Consider the following 15,103-nt stretch of genomic DNA (forward strand, 5'->3'; position numbering starts at 1 on the left):
CGTTTCCCTCGTAGACGTTGTCGGCGGACACGGTGACTCGGTACTTCTTGTCGAAACCCTTCGCCGGGTTGCCGACATCCGTGAGCGAGAGCTTGTACGGATCTCCGGACTCCCTGGCCAGCTTCGTGGGGAACTGCTTGGACGAACTTCCCCAGCTGTACTTGAATTCGCCGTCGTGCTCCAGTGTCGCTTGGCCCTTTCGGTGCCTGGCGTCGACCGACGATGCCTGAATATTGAAGTAGTTTTCGAAAATGTACCGAGCGTTCGATCCGTTTTGCGCATCCACCGACGGAACGTAAGAAATGCCGTAGCCGCCGGAGAGGCCACCCCCATCAACGTCGAAGCCGCCGTCGGGGGCCTTGGGGACACCGTTCACTTCCTTGGAATCCGTGCGCCCTTTTTCCCTGTCGGCCGAGTATCCGAAATCGATGTGCATCTTCTCGGACGTCTGGTTCTGCACTTCGAGCTGAATCCGTTCCAGGTTTTCTTCGTTGTCGCTTGCCTGGGCCTGCGTCCCTGGCAGCGCCACGACAGAGGCGGCCACAGCGGAGGCCAGAATGAGGATGGCACCTGTCTTCATGGGGGGAGAACCTTTCGCGGTCGGAGCGCGCGGGCGCTGGCTTGGTCCGACTTCACGCTCTCACGCGCCACCACGGGTCCCCCTGGGGACGATCCCTAAAGCCGCCCCGGTTCCGGGATGAATTCCACGCGCGCATCGCACCCGCTGACCTGCATGCTGCGTGTACCTCGCCGCCATGGGCCGGCAGACCCAGCGCCCGTTATTCGGCGGGGGCCGGCGGAGCCGCCCGGTGGGCGTCGGCGAGAGGTACCGTGGCGCCCGCTCCGGAGCGCACCGCTTCGACCACCATCTGGTGGAAGGACCGGCTCTCCTCCTCGGACGCGCACGGCACAGGGCTGCCCTCCAGCGTGAACCAGTCGGTGGAGCCGCTGTACTGGACGGCCACCGACGCCTGCCCCTCGATCCACGTGGTGTGCACGGTGAGGTCACCGCTCAGGATGCCCGCTTCAACGCTCCGGACTCCGCCGGTTCCCGCGAAGACACCTCTGGTCGTCCACGATGCCCAGCTCATGAGATGTGGCCTTTCGGACAAGGACAAGTCGCTCTAGCGGCCCACTTTCGAGTATGGCACCGCCGATAGGGTGATGCACGGATGGACCGGTGTGCGCTCGGGACGGCCCTGGTGAGGGCGTCAGCGGCGCTCCAGCGCCCCGCGGACGAAGGCCGCCTGGCCCGCGTGCTGGAGGTCTTCGGCGAGGACGCTGATCAGCCGGGCACCGAGGGTGACCGGCGGCGACCACCTGTCGTCCACGATCCGGTCGAGCGCGAGGCCGCCGAGGCGGCCCAGGTAGCCGAGGGTCTGGTCGTGGACGGCGTCGTAGTAGCCGAGGAGCGGTTCGGCGGAGTCCACGCGCACCGCGGCCACGTCGTCGTCGCCATGCCCGTATCCGGTGTCGGCGTCCTCGAAGGGAAGGCCGAAGCGGTCCGCCCAGCCCTCGGTGAGCCAGATCTGGTCTCTTCCGGCGACGTCGGCGATGTGGTCGTCCTGGATGCGGGTGAGGTGCCAGACCAGCCAGGCGATCGAGTTCGCCCCGGCGTCGAGCCGGGCGCTGAGGTCGTCGGCCGAGAGCCCTTCCACCGCCGCGTGCACCGTTTCCTTGATCCGGCCGAACGCCTCGACCAGGATGTCTGCGCTGTTCATTCCCCCAGCTTCGCCCACCCCTCGAAGATGTGGGCGACGGACACGGCGGGCAGGGGCAGCGGGTGCGCGTCGAGGGCGCCGGCCGTCCACGCGTCCGCCTCGCCGGGCCCGGCCGTTCGGGCGGCGGCTGACGGCTCGACGGCGCCTCTCGCGGAACGGCCTCAGCCCCGGTCGTCGCCGTAGCGGACCGTGACGCGTTCGAAGCCGAGGGAGCTAAGCAGGCCCTTGAGCATGTCGGCCGTGTTCTTCTCGGCGCGGGCCGTCAGCCCGCTCTCCTTCGCCGCCTCGCCGATGTGCCGGACGGCGAGCTGGTTGACGGCCTGCTCGCTGCTCGGGTTGTCGGAGAAGAGGTCGCCGAGGCGGTCGAGGAGGCCGCGCTGCTTGGAGACGGCGTACGAACGGTCCGGGTCCAGGGCGGGCTTGCCGAGGGCCGCGTGCGGCAGCCGGATCTCGGCGGCCGTGCGGTCGTCGTTCACCACGACCCCCTTCTCGCCGACCTTCCCCAGGTCGACGGAGGCCCCGACGGTGCCGGCGCCGACGAACAGCGTGCGGGTTCCGCGCACGGCGTCGGGCAGGAACTTCGCGTCCTTCTCCAGGTCGACGACGACCTGGAAGTTGCCCGACGCGGCCTCGTACGTGCTCATGTCCTGGATCGACTTGAGGACGGCGGGGCCCGACCGGTCGTGCGTCTCCTCCCCGAAGAAGTCGTCCAGGCCCGGAAGCAGGCTGAGGCGGCTGCCGGCGAACAGCAGGGCCAGTACGGCCGCGCCGATGCCGACGGCCTTCAGCAGGCCCCGTCCGGGACGGGTTTCGCGCTTGCCGCCGCTGTGCGGGGCTGTTTCCGTGGTTACGTCGCTGGACGTCATGACCAGCGTGTGACCCGCCGACGCGTTTTCAGTCCATCTCCCCCGGAAAACAAGCCGGTTCGGCTGGGCTCGGGCCGTCGCGCGGGCCGGGTCGCGCTGTTCAGCGCGCTCCGGAGCCCGAGGTCTCGACCGTGTCGTCGTGCGACGAGGTGGTCACCGAGGTGGTGAGGTTCGCGGCCAGGCCGAGCACGAGGAACAGGACCACGAGCCACTTCGCGGCGCTGCTCATGACCAGGGGGCGGGTGGCAGAGCGGGGCCGGTCCCCGGTGGCCGCGACCGCGTCGTCGTCCCCGAAGAGCCCCTTGGGATAGGCGGGGGTGAGCATCATCGCGTACGCGGAGAACCGCATCCGGTAGCGCAGGGTGGCCGCCGTCGCCTCGAACAGGGGCCGCGGCATCCGGCCCAGGGCCAGCGTGATCAGCCACCACACGAAGGCGAGGACCCACCACCCGTACAGCGCCAGGCTCTGCACGACCGCCGCCGGGATCATCAGGAAGACGCGGAACAGGACGGCGAGCCGGTTGAGCGCGGTGGCCCGCGTCTCGGCCTGGACCGGGAAGTCGGGCGACGGGGTGAGCGCGAAGGGCGGGTAGCGGTCGATCAGCAGCATCTCGCTCGCGGACACGCGCATGTCGTAGCCGAGGAACCCGGTGAGGAACCGGAAGACAAAACCGGGCAGCCGGCCCAGCACCAGCGCGGCGAACCAGCCGACGACGACGGTGACCAGCGCCGCGATGTGCAGGAAGAAGAGCACGACGAACTGCGGGATCAGCAGGAGCAGCCGTACCAGGACCGTCAGCCGTCGTTGACGGTCCGGCTCGACGATGTCCAGAACCGGTCTGAACTCGTCCGCGTCCCTCTCCTCGCGGCCCGGGCTCCACTGGCCTTCGGCCATGTCGCACCTCCTCGGCAGGGTCCGTGCGGCGTCCGCGCGCAGGACGTCCCCTCACGCTGCGGCCGGGCCGCCGCCCCCGCAAACGGCCGCGGCCCGAACGGGTGCCCAGGAGTTCGGGTCACCCGTTCGGGCCGCGGAGCCGGCGCGAGGCGTCAGCCCCGGGGGCGTCCTCAGCACTGCTGAGGCGTCCTTCAGCGCCTGCGGAAGCGGTCGAGCACGGTGTGTGCGCGGCCGGGGGCGGGCCCGGTACTCGTTCCGGCCGCCTGCTTCCCGGTGAGTGTCTTCGCTCCGTTCCCGCGCGCCGGTTCCGGCTTCGTTTCCGGCTTCGTTTCCGGCTTCGGTTCGGCCTCCGGCGCGGCCGTGGGCACGGGCTCCGGCCGCGGCGCGTCGGCGTACACGTAGTAGCGGTGGCTGATCCGGCGGCCCAGCAGCAGGTAGCCGAGGAGCGCGCCCGACGTGTTGAGGATGACGTCGTCCACGTCGAAGGCGCGCCCCACGACCAGGGCGCCCTGGATCAGCTCGACGACGATCATGACGACCGCCGTCAGCAGCGTCAGACGGATCATCCGCAGGCGCCGCGACACGATGAAGGGCAGCAGGAGCCCGAACGGGACACCGAGCAGGAGGTTGCCGCCCGCCTGCTTGCACGCGGCGAGGAAGGTGTAGTCCTCGGCGTACTCGCGCAGCGAACGGCCGGGTTGCAGGTTCGATGTCACGAGGTCCTCGGAGGCCGGTGACGGCGTGAGCGTCACCCTGGCCAGAAAGACGGAGAACGCCACCAGTCCCAGCAGCACCACCGTCAGCACCGCGACGCGCATCAGCAGCCGCGCCCATGTTCCCTGTCCCTGGCGGGAGTCAGCCTCTGCAGTCATGGCGGTCGAATGCCCCCGACGGACCGGAACACACCCGTGCGGGACGCCCGGCGGGAATACGTCCGGCCTTCCGCCGCCGCCTGCGACGATGGGCGCATGAACGCACGTGAGAAGAAGGACCGGCTGGCCGAGGCGGAGCGGCTGCGCACCGGAGGGCGGCCCGAGGAGGCGCGCGAGCGGCTGCTGGCGCTGACCACCCGGTTCCCCGACGACGCCGAAGTCGCGTACCGGACCGCATGCGTCCATGACGTCCTGGGCCTGGAGACGGAGGCCGTGCCGTACTACGAACGCAGCCTGGCGGGCGCCGGTCTCGGCGCGGAGGACCGGCGCGGCGCACTGCTCGGCCTGGGCAGTACGTACCGGGTGCTGGGGCGTTACGGGCAGTCGGTGGAGACGCTGCGCCGCGGGGTGGAGGAGTTTCCGGACGACGGCGCTCTGCGGACGTTCCTGTCGATGGCACTGTTCAACATCGGTGAGCACGACGAGTCCATGCGGCTGCTGCTGGAGCTGGTGGCGGCGACCAGCGACGACGAGCATGTGCGGCGGTACCGGCAGGCGATCGCCCACTACGCGAAGGATCTGCGCGCCACCGCCTGACGGCGGGGCGCGGCGCGCCGTGCGGCCGGTCGCGCGCACGTACGGGGCGGCCCGCGCCGACAATGCACCCGTGCACTCCCCCTCCGCGCCCTCCTCCCCCACCGGTCCCTCCTCGCCCGCTCCCCGGGACCACGGTGTCCGGCGGCGCGGTGAGTGGGGGCCGCTGTTGTTGTCGGCGGCCTCGGGCGCGGCGGACGCGTTCGTCTTCCTGTGCGTGGGTGAGGTCTTCGCGGGGGTGATGACCGGGAATCTGGTGCTGCTCGGCGCCTCGGCAGCCGGCGCGGGTGAGAACGGGGTGGCGCTGAAGGTGGTGGCCGCGCTGGGAGCGTACGCCGCCGGGGTCGCCGCAGGCGCGGTGCTGGCCGGGCGGCTGGGCCTGCGGCTCCGGGTGCTGCTGCGCGTCGAGACCGTCCTGCTCGGCGCGGCGGCGGTCCTGTGGGGACTGGACCTGGTCCCGTCGTACGGCGACCGGATCGGGCTGCTCGCTCTGGTGTCGGTGGCGATGGGGGTGCAGGCCCGTATCGGGGGAACGCCGACGAACTACTTCACCGGCACGCTGACCTCGCTCGCCCGGCGGGTGGCCGAGCGGGAGCTGCGGGCCGGGGACGGGTGGCTGACGGGCCGGCTGGTCGCGGTGGTCGCCGGGGCGCTGCTGGCCGGGCTGACGCAGCGGTGGTGGAGTCCGGGCGCCGCGGTGGGTCCGGTGGTCCTGGCGGCGTGCGCGCTGGCTCTCGAAGAGGCGGGCCGCCGTCGGCCGCGGCGGGACACGGGGAAGCCCCGGCCGGATCGGGGGAATCCAGCCGGGGCGGCTCAAGGGTGGCCGTGAAGGGCGGTCGCCTCCTGGCGAAGGGCTCCATGGGGCTTCAGCCGAACGATCTTCCCCATGGGCGAGAGGTGAGGCCCGGGGACACTGTTCCCTTCACGTCCACGTATAGATGAACGATAAACCACTGGTCGGTGTTCCCGGCGACGGCGGGCCGCCGATGTGATCCACGGCACGGAATCCCGCCCTCCCCTTCCGGTGGACCCACTCGGCGTCCGCCCCGACCTCCGGTCAGCTCTCCGGCGTCCCACCGTCGCCGTAGCGGCGGCGGAACTTCTCGACGCGTCCGGCCGTGTCGAGCACCTGGCGACCACCCGTGTAAAACGGATGGCTCGCGGACGAGGTCTCCACGTCGATGACGGGGTAGGTGTTGCCGTCCTCCCACGTCACCCGCTCGCCGGAATCAGCGGTCGAACGGGTCAGGAAGGACGTGCCCGCGACCCGGTCACGGAAGACGACGGGACGCGATTCGGGGTGGATACGGGGCTTCATGGATGCGTTCCTTCCTCATCGCCGTGCGGCGGTGGCGTTCGCGGGCGCCGGGCAGAGCGGCCCGGTCGGCCATCTCGCGGAAACGGCTCGTTCAGCGGGTCTCGCGGAACAGCACGTGCTGTCCGGCGGCGGAGTCGAACTTGCGCAGCTCCAGCCGGTCGGGGGTGTTGCGGCGGTTCTTGCGGGTCACATAGCTCCGGCCCGTTCCGGCGGTCGACCGGAGGGTCACGATCGGCCTGAGTTCACTGCGTGCCATGGGCGCCTCCCGTTGTTCCGGGGTCCCGGCCCCTTAACAGGAACGGGATTCGTTTTCGTTCTGGTCGGATAACACGGTCGGCCCCGTCGGCATTCCCGGCCCGGACGCCCCGGCAGGACGCCCGACCACGACCGCTCGCCCGAGGGAGCGGGACACTTCGGCGAGCGCGCTCCGGCCGTCCACCCCAAGCCCATCCTTCGAAAACGCTCACGACCCCGGACACACCTTCCGCCTCCGTCGCCCGCAGGGCCGAACCGGGACATCCCGGCCGGAGCACCGCAGCCCGTCAGGGCCTTCACTGTTCGGACACTCCGTCAATCTCCTTCACCCGCAAGCCTGTTCGGGATATCACCTCACCATCGAGCCCATGGCATATGCCAGAAGCAACAACGTATCGAGTGTCGCCAAATCCCTTACGGGCTCCGCGAGGCTGTGCGAAAGTCGGAAGCGGCCCACCCCCCTCAGAACCGGCCGAGCCGCGCCTGTATCGGAGTACGAGATGCCGTCCCATCTGTTCGCGGACCGCCCCGCACCACAGCAACCCGCGCACGATGCCGTCGACGCCTTGATCCACCGAGCGCACCGACTGCGCGGGGACGTGGACGCCGTGCGGCGGGACGCCGTCACCGACGAGGAGAACGCCCAGCTGCGCTGGCAGCGCGCCCTGTGCGAGCTCGCCGTCCACCACCTGGACAACCTCGGCGCGCATCTGAGCCAGCTCAGGGCGGGCCTGCCGGAGCAGCGGTCCACGGGCACCGCCCCCGACCGCCGGCGGGCTGCCGCTCCCCTCGATGCCTCGCCGCCGAGCCGGGTGGGCAGCGCCGAGTGGAACCTCCTCACCGACGAGGTCAGCTGGTCGAAGGAGCTCTACGAGATCCTCGGCCGGCCCCGCGAATCGGAGCCGCTGTCACTGGACGAGATGCCCTCCGTCCTGCTGCCCGAGGACCAGCCGCTGCTCACCTCCATGGTCACGGGGTGCCTCGTGGACGGCCGGCCGATGGACGGGGAGTTCCGGATCGTGCGGCCCGACCGCCGGCTGCGCACCGTGCACATGACGGGCGAGCCGGTTCTCGACGCCCACGGCCGCACCGCCTCCATGTGGGCGGTCCTGCGGGACGTCAGCGAGCTGCGCCGCGGTGAGGAGGCCGTGAGCCGGAGCCAGGACTCGGTGCGCCACGAGGAGCACATCGAGCGCACCGAGCACCGGATGGCCGTGGAACTCCAGGAGGCCGTCCTGCCGCCGTGGCGCGGTTCGCTGCGCCTGCCGCGCCAGGGCCCCGGCGCGCTGGACATCGCCGCCCACTACCTCCCCTCCCGGTCCAGCGGTCTGATCGGCGGCGACTGGTACGACGCGATGGAACTGCCGGACGGCCGCACGCTGCTGAGCGTCGGCGACCTGGCCGGCCACGGCATCCCCGCCACCTCCGCCATGGCCATGCTGCTCGGCGCCCTGCGCGGCATGGCGGTCGCCGGGATCGAGCCGGGCGCACTGATGGGCCACCTCAACCAACTGCTCGAATCGTCGATCCAGCCGGCGCTGGGCAGCGCCCTGTGCTGCCGCTTCGATCCGGCCACCGGCATCCTCTCGTGGTCGCAGGCCGGGCATCCCGCACCACTGCTCTTCCGCGACGGAACGGGTCGGCTCCTTCCCCCGCCGGACGGGGTGCTGCTCGGCGCCGCCTCCGAGGTCGCCTTCGAGCAGGACGAGGTACGCCTGCTCCCCGGTGACGTACTGGTGCTCCACACCGACGGCCTGACGCGGCGCAGCGACCGGGGCGCGGGTCCGGAGGCCCTGCTGGGGCTGGCTCCCCGCTTCGCCCGTGCCCGTACGGCACAGGAGTGCGTCCGGTCCGTCGTCGAGGAGTTCGGCGGGTCGGAGCGCCTGGACGACGCGTGCGTGCTGGTCGCCCGGTTCGGCGGGTGAGCCGGTTCGGGGCATGCGGAAGCGCCTGCGCACAGGAGGGTTCGCCGCCCGCCGCACGGACGGCGTCACGACACGGCGCGGGCTGCACCCGCTGCGAGGCCTCGACGCGGGGTGCGCGCGAGCCCGGATCGGGGGCCGGTTCAGGTCCGCTGGTCCGGGACCTTCTTCGCGGCCGGCCGTTGCGGCAGCGATCGTTCGATCTCCTCGCGCAGATCCTGGATGCCGGGGTTGCCCGAGAACCGGCCGGTGAGGCGGTACATCTCGCGCAGCCGGTCCCAGGTGCGGTGCGAGGAGGTCTCCCCCATCGACACCAGCGCCAGGCGGGCGTAGCGGTCGGCCTGTTCGGGATCGTCGGCGATGAAGCAGGCCGAGGCGAGCGAGATGTAGTCGAAGATCTTCGACCGCTGCCGGCCGTTGACCCGCAGCTCCAGCGCCTCCTTGGCGTGGCGCTGGGCGATGACCGCGGCGCTGGAGTCGTGCTCGGCCAGGGTGCGGAAGGCCAGTGCCTGCATCCCGCGCAGGTCGGCCTCGTCGAACATCTGCATCCAGCTCGGCGACGGCCCGTCGCCGCGGTCCGACACGAACAGCTCCTCGGCCTCGCCGAGCGTGCGCCGCATCGCCTGGCCGTGGCCCATGGCCGCCTGCGCCCATGCCTCGATGGTGTGCAGCATCGCCTGCGTCCGGGGCAGGTTCTCCTCGCCCGAGCCGGACCTGGCGAGCTTCATCAGGTCCAGCGCGTCGTCGGGCCGTCCCAGGTGCACCATCTGGCGTGCCGCGCGGGAGAGCGCCTCGCCCGCGCGCGGTCGGTCGCCGCCCTCGCGGGCCGCGTGGGCGGCGATCACGAAGTACTTCTGGGCGGTGGGTTCGAGGCCGACGTCGTGCGACATCCAGCCCGCGAGGACGGCGAGGTTGGCGGCCACGCCCCACAGACGGCGCTGGAGGTGGTCGGGGTGGTGGTAGGCGAGCATGCCGCCCACCTCGTTGAGCTGGCCCACGACCGCCTTGCGCTGGAGCCCTCCGCCGCGTGAGGCGTCCCAGGCGCGGAACACCTCGACCGAGTGCTCCAGGGCCTCGATCTCCTCGGAGCCGACCGGTGCGGCCTCGTACCGGTCGTAGCCGGCGGGATCGGCGTTCATGGAGTCGTTGGCGCGTGGTGCGCCGGCCGTCGCAGCGGGGTCGCTGTGCAGCCAATCGTACATGGGTCCGGTGATGGCGGAGCCGGCGGCGAGCGCGGCGCCCGCCTCCACCAAGCCGCGTCGGTTGAGCATGAGGTCCATTCCCGTGAATTCGGTGAGGACCGCTGCCGTCCGCTTGGGCGCCCACGGCAGTTGATCGGGGTGGTGTTCCGTCCCTGAGTCACGCCGCTTACCCACACGCCCGCGTCGGCCGAACCCGAGGTCCTCGATGGTCACGACACGGCCGAGCCGCTCGGTGAACAGGGCAGCCAGCACTCCGGGCACGGGATCGCGCGGGGACTCCCCCATGTCGATCCAGCGCCTGACCCGCGAGGTGTCGGTGGCCAGCTGCGGATGGCCCATGGCCGCCGCCTGCCGGTTCACCATTCTCGCGAGTTCGCCCTTGGACCAGCCGGCCAGGCCGAACAGGTCAGAAAGGCGGGTGTTGGGTTCTCCGGTCACGTCAAGCCCCCAGGTTCTCGGCTGACTTGACACTAACCCCCTGTCAGATGCGGAGTGACTATTCGCCAGGGTTCGCCAGGGTGCGCCAGATGGTCTGCCACCCGCGGTCCGGTGTCAGGTAGGAAAGCGCCACCCCGCCCGGCAGCCCTCGGTACTCCCCAGGGTGCCGAACGGCCGTCGGTCGGGTTGGCGCACGCAACCTGTCGGCGCGCGAAGGGATCTGTCTCGCCCATGTACACAGCATCGTCCTCCGTGTCCGCCCCGCCCCGGCCGCTCCGTCCTCTGGGGACGGGCGGCGGACCGTATCTCGCCCCCCACGCCGGCGCACCGGCGCAGGCTCTGGGCCGGACCCGGCGGGCGGCGGGACCGGGCGCGGGACCGCTCAGCGGACGCATCGACCTGTCCGGGCCCCAGGGGGCGCAGGTGCGGATGGCCATCGCCTCCGTGCAGCGCATCTGCCCCGAGTTCAACCCCGTCCAGGTGCTGCGGCGCAGCGGCCGGTCGGTGTTGATCGTCGGCGCGGCCGGCCGGGCAACGGCCGTGGCGAAGTGCTTACTGGACCACTCGCCCGCCTGGACGGAACGGTTCCGGCACGAAATAGCGGCGTACCGCGCGTTCGTCCGGCACCGCCCCCCGGTTCGGGTGCCCCGGCTGATCGCGGCGGATCCGGAGAACTGCACCCTGGTGATCGAGCGGATGCCCGGCCGGGTGGCCGCTCTGACCCGGCATCCGGCCGAGGCTCCGCCGCGGGCCGACCTGCGGGCGGCGCTGAGCGCGATCAGCCGGGTGAACGCCTGGCGTCCGCCGCCCGGCCTGTTCGAGGCGCCGCTGGACTACGCCTCGCGCATCTCGCGCTATCACGAGCTCGGGCTGTTCACCGACCGCGACCTCGGCGATCTCCAGAAGCTGCTGCACGGGCTGGCGCACGCGGGCGGGCGGGGAGGCATGGGGCAGTTCTGCCACGGTGACGCGCTGCTCTCCAACATCCTGCTCTCGCCCACCGGACCGGTGCTGGTCGACTGGGAGCACGCGGGCTGGTACCTGCCGGGTTACGACCTCGCGACGCTGTGGGCGGTGCTCGGCGACGCCCCGGTGGCGCGGCGCCAGATCAGCCAGCTGGCACAGGCGCGGGGACCGGCCGCACGGGACGCGTTCCTGGTGAACCTGATGCTGGTTCTGACGCGCGAGATCCGCAACTACGAGACGGCGGTGCAGCGCAGCATGCGTGAGGCGTCCTCGCCGGGCGCGGGTCAGGAGCGGCCGGGCGCGCTCTCCTCCGGCGAGGAGCAGCGGCTGCTGCTGCGCCGGCTGCACGACGACTGCGCGATGGCGCGCCGGGCCGTACGGGCTGCGGTCGGCACGCGCTGAGCGGGCTGACGCCGGGGAACGGGGCCGCGCCCGGAGGGTGACGAGGAGCGGCCCGGGATCGATCGTCCCCCGGCGGATCGACCATGGTGAGGGGGAAGCGCGCTGCGGGACCGGTGCCGACACACCGGGCCCGCGGCGCGCTGTTGTGCTGAGGGAGGTCGGGAAGGGAGTTCAGGGGCGTGGCAGGGCCGGTGCTCCCGGTCCGCCGCGCCCCTTCGCGCGTCCTCCGCCGGGGGCCGGAGCGTGTCCGTGCGGTGACTGTGCGCCGCGTCGGGGGCCGCCGCGGGTGAGGCATGCCACGAGACCCACGTCACCTACGACCTCCGATCGTTGACGCCGTCCCTCCGCGAGGCCGCAACGGTCGCCCTAAAGCGGTCATAGAGCCCTATCTCACGATGGCGGGTAGTAAACGGGGTCATTGCGTCGGTTCTCGGGCCCCGCTAACCATGGATCCCGGCAAGCACCGAGTACGAGCCAGCGACGAGCGCCGACCGGCGGTCCGCGGCCGATTCCCTTCGGTACCTGCTCACGCGGCGTGCAGGCCGCGCAGCCCGTCCCCCATCAGGAAGAGCTCACGCATGCCCCGCCTCACCACCATCCGCATCACCCGCTCCCACAAGCTCGCCGCCGCCGTGCTCGTCGCGGCCGGTTCCGTCACCGCCGTCGCCGCCACCGGTGGCCAGAGCGACGCCCGCCCCGTGGAGGCCCGCTCCTCCGTCGCGGTCCAGCCCGTCGCCGCCGCCGGCGTCCCCACCGCGAAGGACGCGGCGAAGAAGGCGGCCGAGGAGACCGCGGCGAAGAAGGCCGCAGCCACCCGCGAGGCGACCGCCGAGAAGGACGCGGCGGAGAAGGACCGCACGGAGAAGCAGGCCGCCAACCGGTCCACCGAGCGCAAGGCCGCTCCGAAGCAGTACAAGAACAACCTCGACGGCTGGATACGCGAGTCGCTCGACATCATGGAGAAGAAGAACATCCCCGGCTCGTACGAGGGCCTGCACCGCAACATCATGCGCGAGTCCAGCGGCGACCCGAACGCCGTGAACGACTGGGACATCAACGCCCGCAACGGCGTGCCCTCCAAGGGCCTCCTCCAGGTGATCCAGCCCACCTTCGACGCCTACCACGTCAGCGGTACGCCGAAGAAGCTCACCGACCCGGTCGCCAACATCACCGCCGCCGCCAACTACGCGGCGGACCGCTACGGCTCGATCGACAACGTCGACTCCGCCTACTGAGCCGCCCGGCGCGCCGACGGCGGCGCGCACTCCGAGCCGAGGTGATGGTGCGTCATATGCGTTACGGGTAGGCCACACCACGAGTGTGCTTATGTGACTAATCAACATCATGCGTGCCCCGGATGGCCGAAGGGTAGTGCTCGCGCGGACACCACCTGTCCGCGCGGACACCGCGCGGAGGCTTCTGGAAAGGCATGACGCACATGGCACAGCCCTTCTCACTGCCGGACTTCTACGTTCCGTATCCGGCGCGGCTCAACCCTCATGTGGAGGCGGCACGCACGCACACCCGGCAATGGGCGCGAGGCATGGGGATGCTGGAGGGCTCCGGGATCTGGGAGGCGGCGGACCTGGAGGCGCACGACTACGCGCTGCTGTGCGCCTACACGCATCCCGACTGCTCGGCCGAGGCGCTGTCGCTGGTCACCGACTGGTACGTGTGGGTCTTCTTCTTCGACGACCACTTCCTGGAGCTGTTCAAGCGCACGCACGACCGCGAGGGCGGCAAGCGGTATCTGGACCGGCTGCCGGCGTTCATGCCGATGGAGCGGGGCGCACCGACTCCGAAGCCGCGGAACCCCGTCGAGGCGGGCCTCGCCGACCTGTGGGCGCGGACCGTCCCGGCGATGTCGGACGCCTGGCGGGCGCGGTTCGCCGAGGCGACGGAGAACCTGCTCAACGAGTCGCTGTGGGAGCTCTCCAACATCAACGAGGGGCGGATCGCCAACCCCGTCGAGTACATCGAGATGCGCCGCAAGGTGGGCGGCGCGCCCTGGTCGGCGGGGCTGGTGGAGTACGCGGCCGGCGCCGAGGTGCCCGCCTCCGTGGCCGACGCGCGCCCGCTGCGGGTCCTGCGCGACGCGTTCTCGGACGGGGTGCACCTGCGCAACGACCTCTTCTCGTACCAGCGCGAGGTGGAGGACGAGGGCGAGAACAGCAACGGGGTACTGGTCCTGGAGCGGTTCCTCGGCTGCACCACGCAGGAGGCCGCCGAGGCCGTCAACGACCTGCTCACCTCGCGGCTCCAGCAGTTCGAGAACACCGCGCTGACCGAGCTGGGACCGCTCTGCGCGGAGAAGGGCCTCGGACCGGCGGAGAGCACGGCGGTCCTCGCCTACGTCAAGGGGCTCCAGGACTGGCAGTCGGGCGGCCACGAGTGGCACATGCGCTCCAGCCGGTACATGAACGGGGGCGGCGCGGGTGAGGCGGTGGCCGGCTTCGGCATGTCCGCCGCGTCGATCAGGTTCACCACGCGTGCGGAGTCGGCGCGGGCGCGCAGCCACACCCATGTGCCCTACCAGCACGTGGGCCCCTCGCTCCTGCCCGACTTCGAGCTGCCGTTCGGCACGACGCTGAGTCCGCATCTGGAGGGGGCGCGGTCGCGGCTCGTGGACTGGTCTCGGCGGATGGGCATCCTGGAGGCGCAGCCGGGCGTGCCGGGGTCGCACATCTGGGACGAGGAGCGGCTGATCGCGATCGACCTGCCGCTGTGCGCGGCGGGGCTGCATCCGGACGCGACGCCGGACGAACTGGACCTCTCCTCGGGTTGGCTGGCCTGGGGAACGTACGGGGACGACTGGTTCCCGGTGGTGCACGGGCGGACCAGGGACCTGGCGGGGGCGCGGCTGGCCAACGAGCGGCTGTCGCTGTTCATGCCGCTGGACGGCGGGGGCGCGCCGGAGCCGGTCAACGCGCTGGAGCGGGGACTGGGCGATCTGTGGCGCCGGACGGCCGCGCCGATGGACCTGAGCGGGCGGCGCACGTTCCGGGAGGCGGTCGAGTCGATGACCGCGAGCTGGCTGTGGGAGCTGGCGAACCAGGCGCAGAATCGTATTCCCGACCCGGTGGACTACGTGGAGATGCGGCGGGCCACGTTCGGTTCGGACCTGACGATGAGCCTGTGCCGGCTCGGGCACGGACGGAAGGTCCCGGACGCCGTCTACCGCAGCGGCCCGATGAGGTCGCTGGAGAACGCCGCGGCGGACTACGCCTGCCTGCTGAACGACCTGTTCTCGTACCAGAAGGAGATCGAGTACGAGGGCGAGGTGCACAACGGCGTCCTGGTCGTGCAGAACTTCTTCGCGGTCGACTACCCGACGGGCGTGGCGATCGTGCACGACCTGATGAAGTCGCGGCTGCGGCAGTTCCTGCACGTGGCCGAGGTCGAACTGCCCGTCCTGTACGACGACTTCGATCTGGACGCCGAGGCGCGGGAGGTGCTGGCGGGCTATGTGCTGGAGCTCAAGCACTGGCTCGCGGGCATCCTGATCTGGCACCGGGGCTGCCGGCGGTACCGCGAGGAGGACCTGCGGCGCGGGCACGGCACACCGTGGCACATCAGCGGGCCCACGGGACTGGGCACGTCCGCGGCCCAGGTGACACGGCTGATGGCCCAGTTGGCGGGCAGCGGGGTGTAG

The 15,103-nt window shown here is 71.3% G+C and carries 15 protein-coding genes; 6 read left to right on the forward strand and 9 right to left on the reverse strand.

Features of this window, described 5'->3' with window-relative positions; all coding sequences use genetic code 11:
* The 6 genes from EES43_RS30455 to EES43_RS00880 form a co-directional block, all read right to left on the reverse strand.
* A partial coding sequence (locus EES43_RS30455; protein ID WP_164493093.1) for a hypothetical protein occupies positions 1-580 on the reverse strand: 580 nt, incomplete at its 3' end.
* 199 nt (positions 581-779) lie between these two features.
* On the reverse strand, positions 780-1,091 hold the full coding sequence (locus tag EES43_RS00860) for a hypothetical protein (RefSeq protein ID WP_124266843.1): 312 nt from the start codon (positions 1,089-1,091) through the stop codon (positions 780-782).
* 120 nt (positions 1,092-1,211) lie between these two features.
* Complete coding sequence (locus EES43_RS00865) at positions 1,212-1,721, reverse strand: mycothiol transferase (RefSeq protein ID WP_124266844.1); 510 nt, start codon at positions 1,719-1,721, stop codon at positions 1,212-1,214.
* Positions 1,722-1,882: 161 nt separating this feature from the next.
* Positions 1,883-2,587 (reverse strand): DUF4230 domain-containing protein, encoded by a 705-nt coding sequence (locus EES43_RS00870; RefSeq protein ID WP_124266845.1) that lies wholly within the window; start codon positions 2,585-2,587, stop codon positions 1,883-1,885.
* A gap of 100 nt (positions 2,588-2,687) precedes the next feature.
* A complete protein-coding gene (locus tag EES43_RS00875) occupies positions 2,688-3,482 on the reverse strand; it encodes a DUF4389 domain-containing protein (protein WP_124266846.1) in 795 nt (264 codons plus the stop codon).
* A 191-nt stretch (positions 3,483-3,673) separates the two neighbouring features.
* Positions 3,674-4,354 carry a VanZ family protein gene (locus EES43_RS00880; RefSeq protein ID WP_124266847.1) on the reverse strand — a complete coding sequence of 227 codons (681 nt, stop codon included), beginning with the start codon at positions 4,352-4,354 and terminating at the stop codon, positions 3,674-3,676.
* A gap of 96 nt (positions 4,355-4,450) precedes the next feature.
* Here EES43_RS00880 and EES43_RS00885 point away from each other — a divergent pair, with 96 nt between their 5' ends.
* Positions 4,451-4,951, forward strand: a complete 501-nt coding sequence (locus tag EES43_RS00885; RefSeq protein WP_124266848.1) for a tetratricopeptide repeat protein — start codon at positions 4,451-4,453, stop codon at positions 4,949-4,951.
* A gap of 163 nt (positions 4,952-5,114) precedes the next feature.
* Positions 5,115-5,777, forward strand: a complete 663-nt coding sequence (locus EES43_RS00890; protein ID WP_164493321.1) for a YoaK family protein — start codon at positions 5,115-5,117, stop codon at positions 5,775-5,777.
* A gap of 228 nt (positions 5,778-6,005) precedes the next feature.
* Here EES43_RS00890 and EES43_RS00895 read toward each other — a convergent pair whose 3' ends face one another.
* Both EES43_RS00895 and rpmG read right to left on the reverse strand, forming a co-directional pair.
* A complete protein-coding gene (locus EES43_RS00895) occupies positions 6,006-6,266 on the reverse strand; it encodes a type B 50S ribosomal protein L31 (RefSeq protein ID WP_124266850.1) in 261 nt (86 codons plus the stop codon).
* A gap of 91 nt (positions 6,267-6,357) precedes the next feature.
* Complete coding sequence (gene rpmG, locus EES43_RS00900; RefSeq protein WP_124266851.1) at positions 6,358-6,522, reverse strand: 50S ribosomal protein L33; 165 nt, start codon at positions 6,520-6,522, stop codon at positions 6,358-6,360.
* Positions 6,523-7,021: 499 nt separating this feature from the next.
* Between rpmG and EES43_RS00905 the strand changes: the two genes are divergently transcribed.
* Positions 7,022-8,446 carry a PP2C family protein-serine/threonine phosphatase gene (locus EES43_RS00905; protein WP_124266852.1) on the forward strand — a complete coding sequence of 475 codons (1,425 nt, stop codon included), beginning with the start codon at positions 7,022-7,024 and terminating at the stop codon, positions 8,444-8,446.
* A 140-nt stretch (positions 8,447-8,586) separates the two neighbouring features.
* Here the strand turns inward: EES43_RS00905 and EES43_RS00910 are convergent, their stop codons facing one another.
* The gene (locus EES43_RS00910) at positions 8,587-10,083 is read right to left on the reverse strand and encodes a DNA-binding protein NsdB (RefSeq protein WP_124266853.1); all 1,497 of its coding nucleotides are present in this window, start codon (positions 10,081-10,083) and stop codon (positions 8,587-8,589) included.
* 231 nt (positions 10,084-10,314) lie between these two features.
* Here EES43_RS00910 and EES43_RS00915 point away from each other — a divergent pair, with 231 nt between their 5' ends.
* The 3 genes from EES43_RS00915 to EES43_RS00925 all read left to right on the forward strand — a co-directional run bounded on the left by EES43_RS00915 (position 10,315) and on the right by EES43_RS00925 (position 15,103).
* Positions 10,315-11,451, forward strand: a complete 1,137-nt coding sequence (locus EES43_RS00915) for an aminoglycoside phosphotransferase family protein (RefSeq protein WP_124266854.1) — start codon at positions 10,315-10,317, stop codon at positions 11,449-11,451.
* A gap of 578 nt (positions 11,452-12,029) precedes the next feature.
* Positions 12,030-12,686, forward strand: a complete 657-nt coding sequence (locus EES43_RS00920; RefSeq protein WP_124266855.1) for a transglycosylase SLT domain-containing protein — start codon at positions 12,030-12,032, stop codon at positions 12,684-12,686.
* 203 nt (positions 12,687-12,889) lie between these two features.
* Entirely contained in the window at positions 12,890-15,103 is a 2,214-nt protein-coding gene (locus tag EES43_RS00925) for a terpene synthase family protein (RefSeq protein ID WP_124266856.1), read from the forward strand.

Origin of the sequence: Streptomyces sp. ADI96-02 (assembly GCF_003846185.1) — a bacterium.
In the GTDB taxonomy this organism is placed as follows: domain Bacteria; phylum Actinomycetota; class Actinomycetes; order Streptomycetales; family Streptomycetaceae; genus Streptomyces.

Excerpts from the sequence above, each read along its gene's own strand:
- EES43_RS00860 (WP_124266843.1), bottom strand. The coding sequence starts at position 1,091 with ATGAGCTGGGCATCGTGGACGACCAGAGGTGTCTTCGCGGGAACCGGC.
- EES43_RS00865 (WP_124266844.1), bottom strand. The coding sequence starts at position 1,721 with ATGAACAGCGCAGACATCCTGGTCGAGGCGTTCGGCCGGATCAAGGAA.
- EES43_RS00870 (WP_124266845.1), bottom strand. The coding sequence starts at position 2,587 with ATGACGTCCAGCGACGTAACCACGGAAACAGCCCCGCACAGCGGCGGC.
- EES43_RS00875 (WP_124266846.1), bottom strand. The coding sequence starts at position 3,482 with ATGGCCGAAGGCCAGTGGAGCCCGGGCCGCGAGGAGAGGGACGCGGAC.
- EES43_RS00880 (WP_124266847.1), bottom strand. The coding sequence starts at position 4,354 with ATGACTGCAGAGGCTGACTCCCGCCAGGGACAGGGAACATGGGCGCGG.
- EES43_RS00885 (WP_124266848.1), top strand. The coding sequence starts at position 4,451 with ATGAACGCACGTGAGAAGAAGGACCGGCTGGCCGAGGCGGAGCGGCTG.
- EES43_RS00895 (WP_124266850.1), bottom strand. The coding sequence starts at position 6,266 with ATGAAGCCCCGTATCCACCCCGAATCGCGTCCCGTCGTCTTCCGTGAC.
- rpmG (WP_124266851.1), bottom strand. The coding sequence starts at position 6,522 with ATGGCACGCAGTGAACTCAGGCCGATCGTGACCCTCCGGTCGACCGCC.
- EES43_RS00905 (WP_124266852.1), top strand. The coding sequence starts at position 7,022 with ATGCCGTCCCATCTGTTCGCGGACCGCCCCGCACCACAGCAACCCGCG.
- EES43_RS00915 (WP_124266854.1), top strand. The coding sequence starts at position 10,315 with ATGTACACAGCATCGTCCTCCGTGTCCGCCCCGCCCCGGCCGCTCCGT.
- EES43_RS00920 (WP_124266855.1), top strand. The coding sequence starts at position 12,030 with ATGCCCCGCCTCACCACCATCCGCATCACCCGCTCCCACAAGCTCGCC.
- EES43_RS00925 (WP_124266856.1), top strand. The coding sequence starts at position 12,890 with ATGGCACAGCCCTTCTCACTGCCGGACTTCTACGTTCCGTATCCGGCG.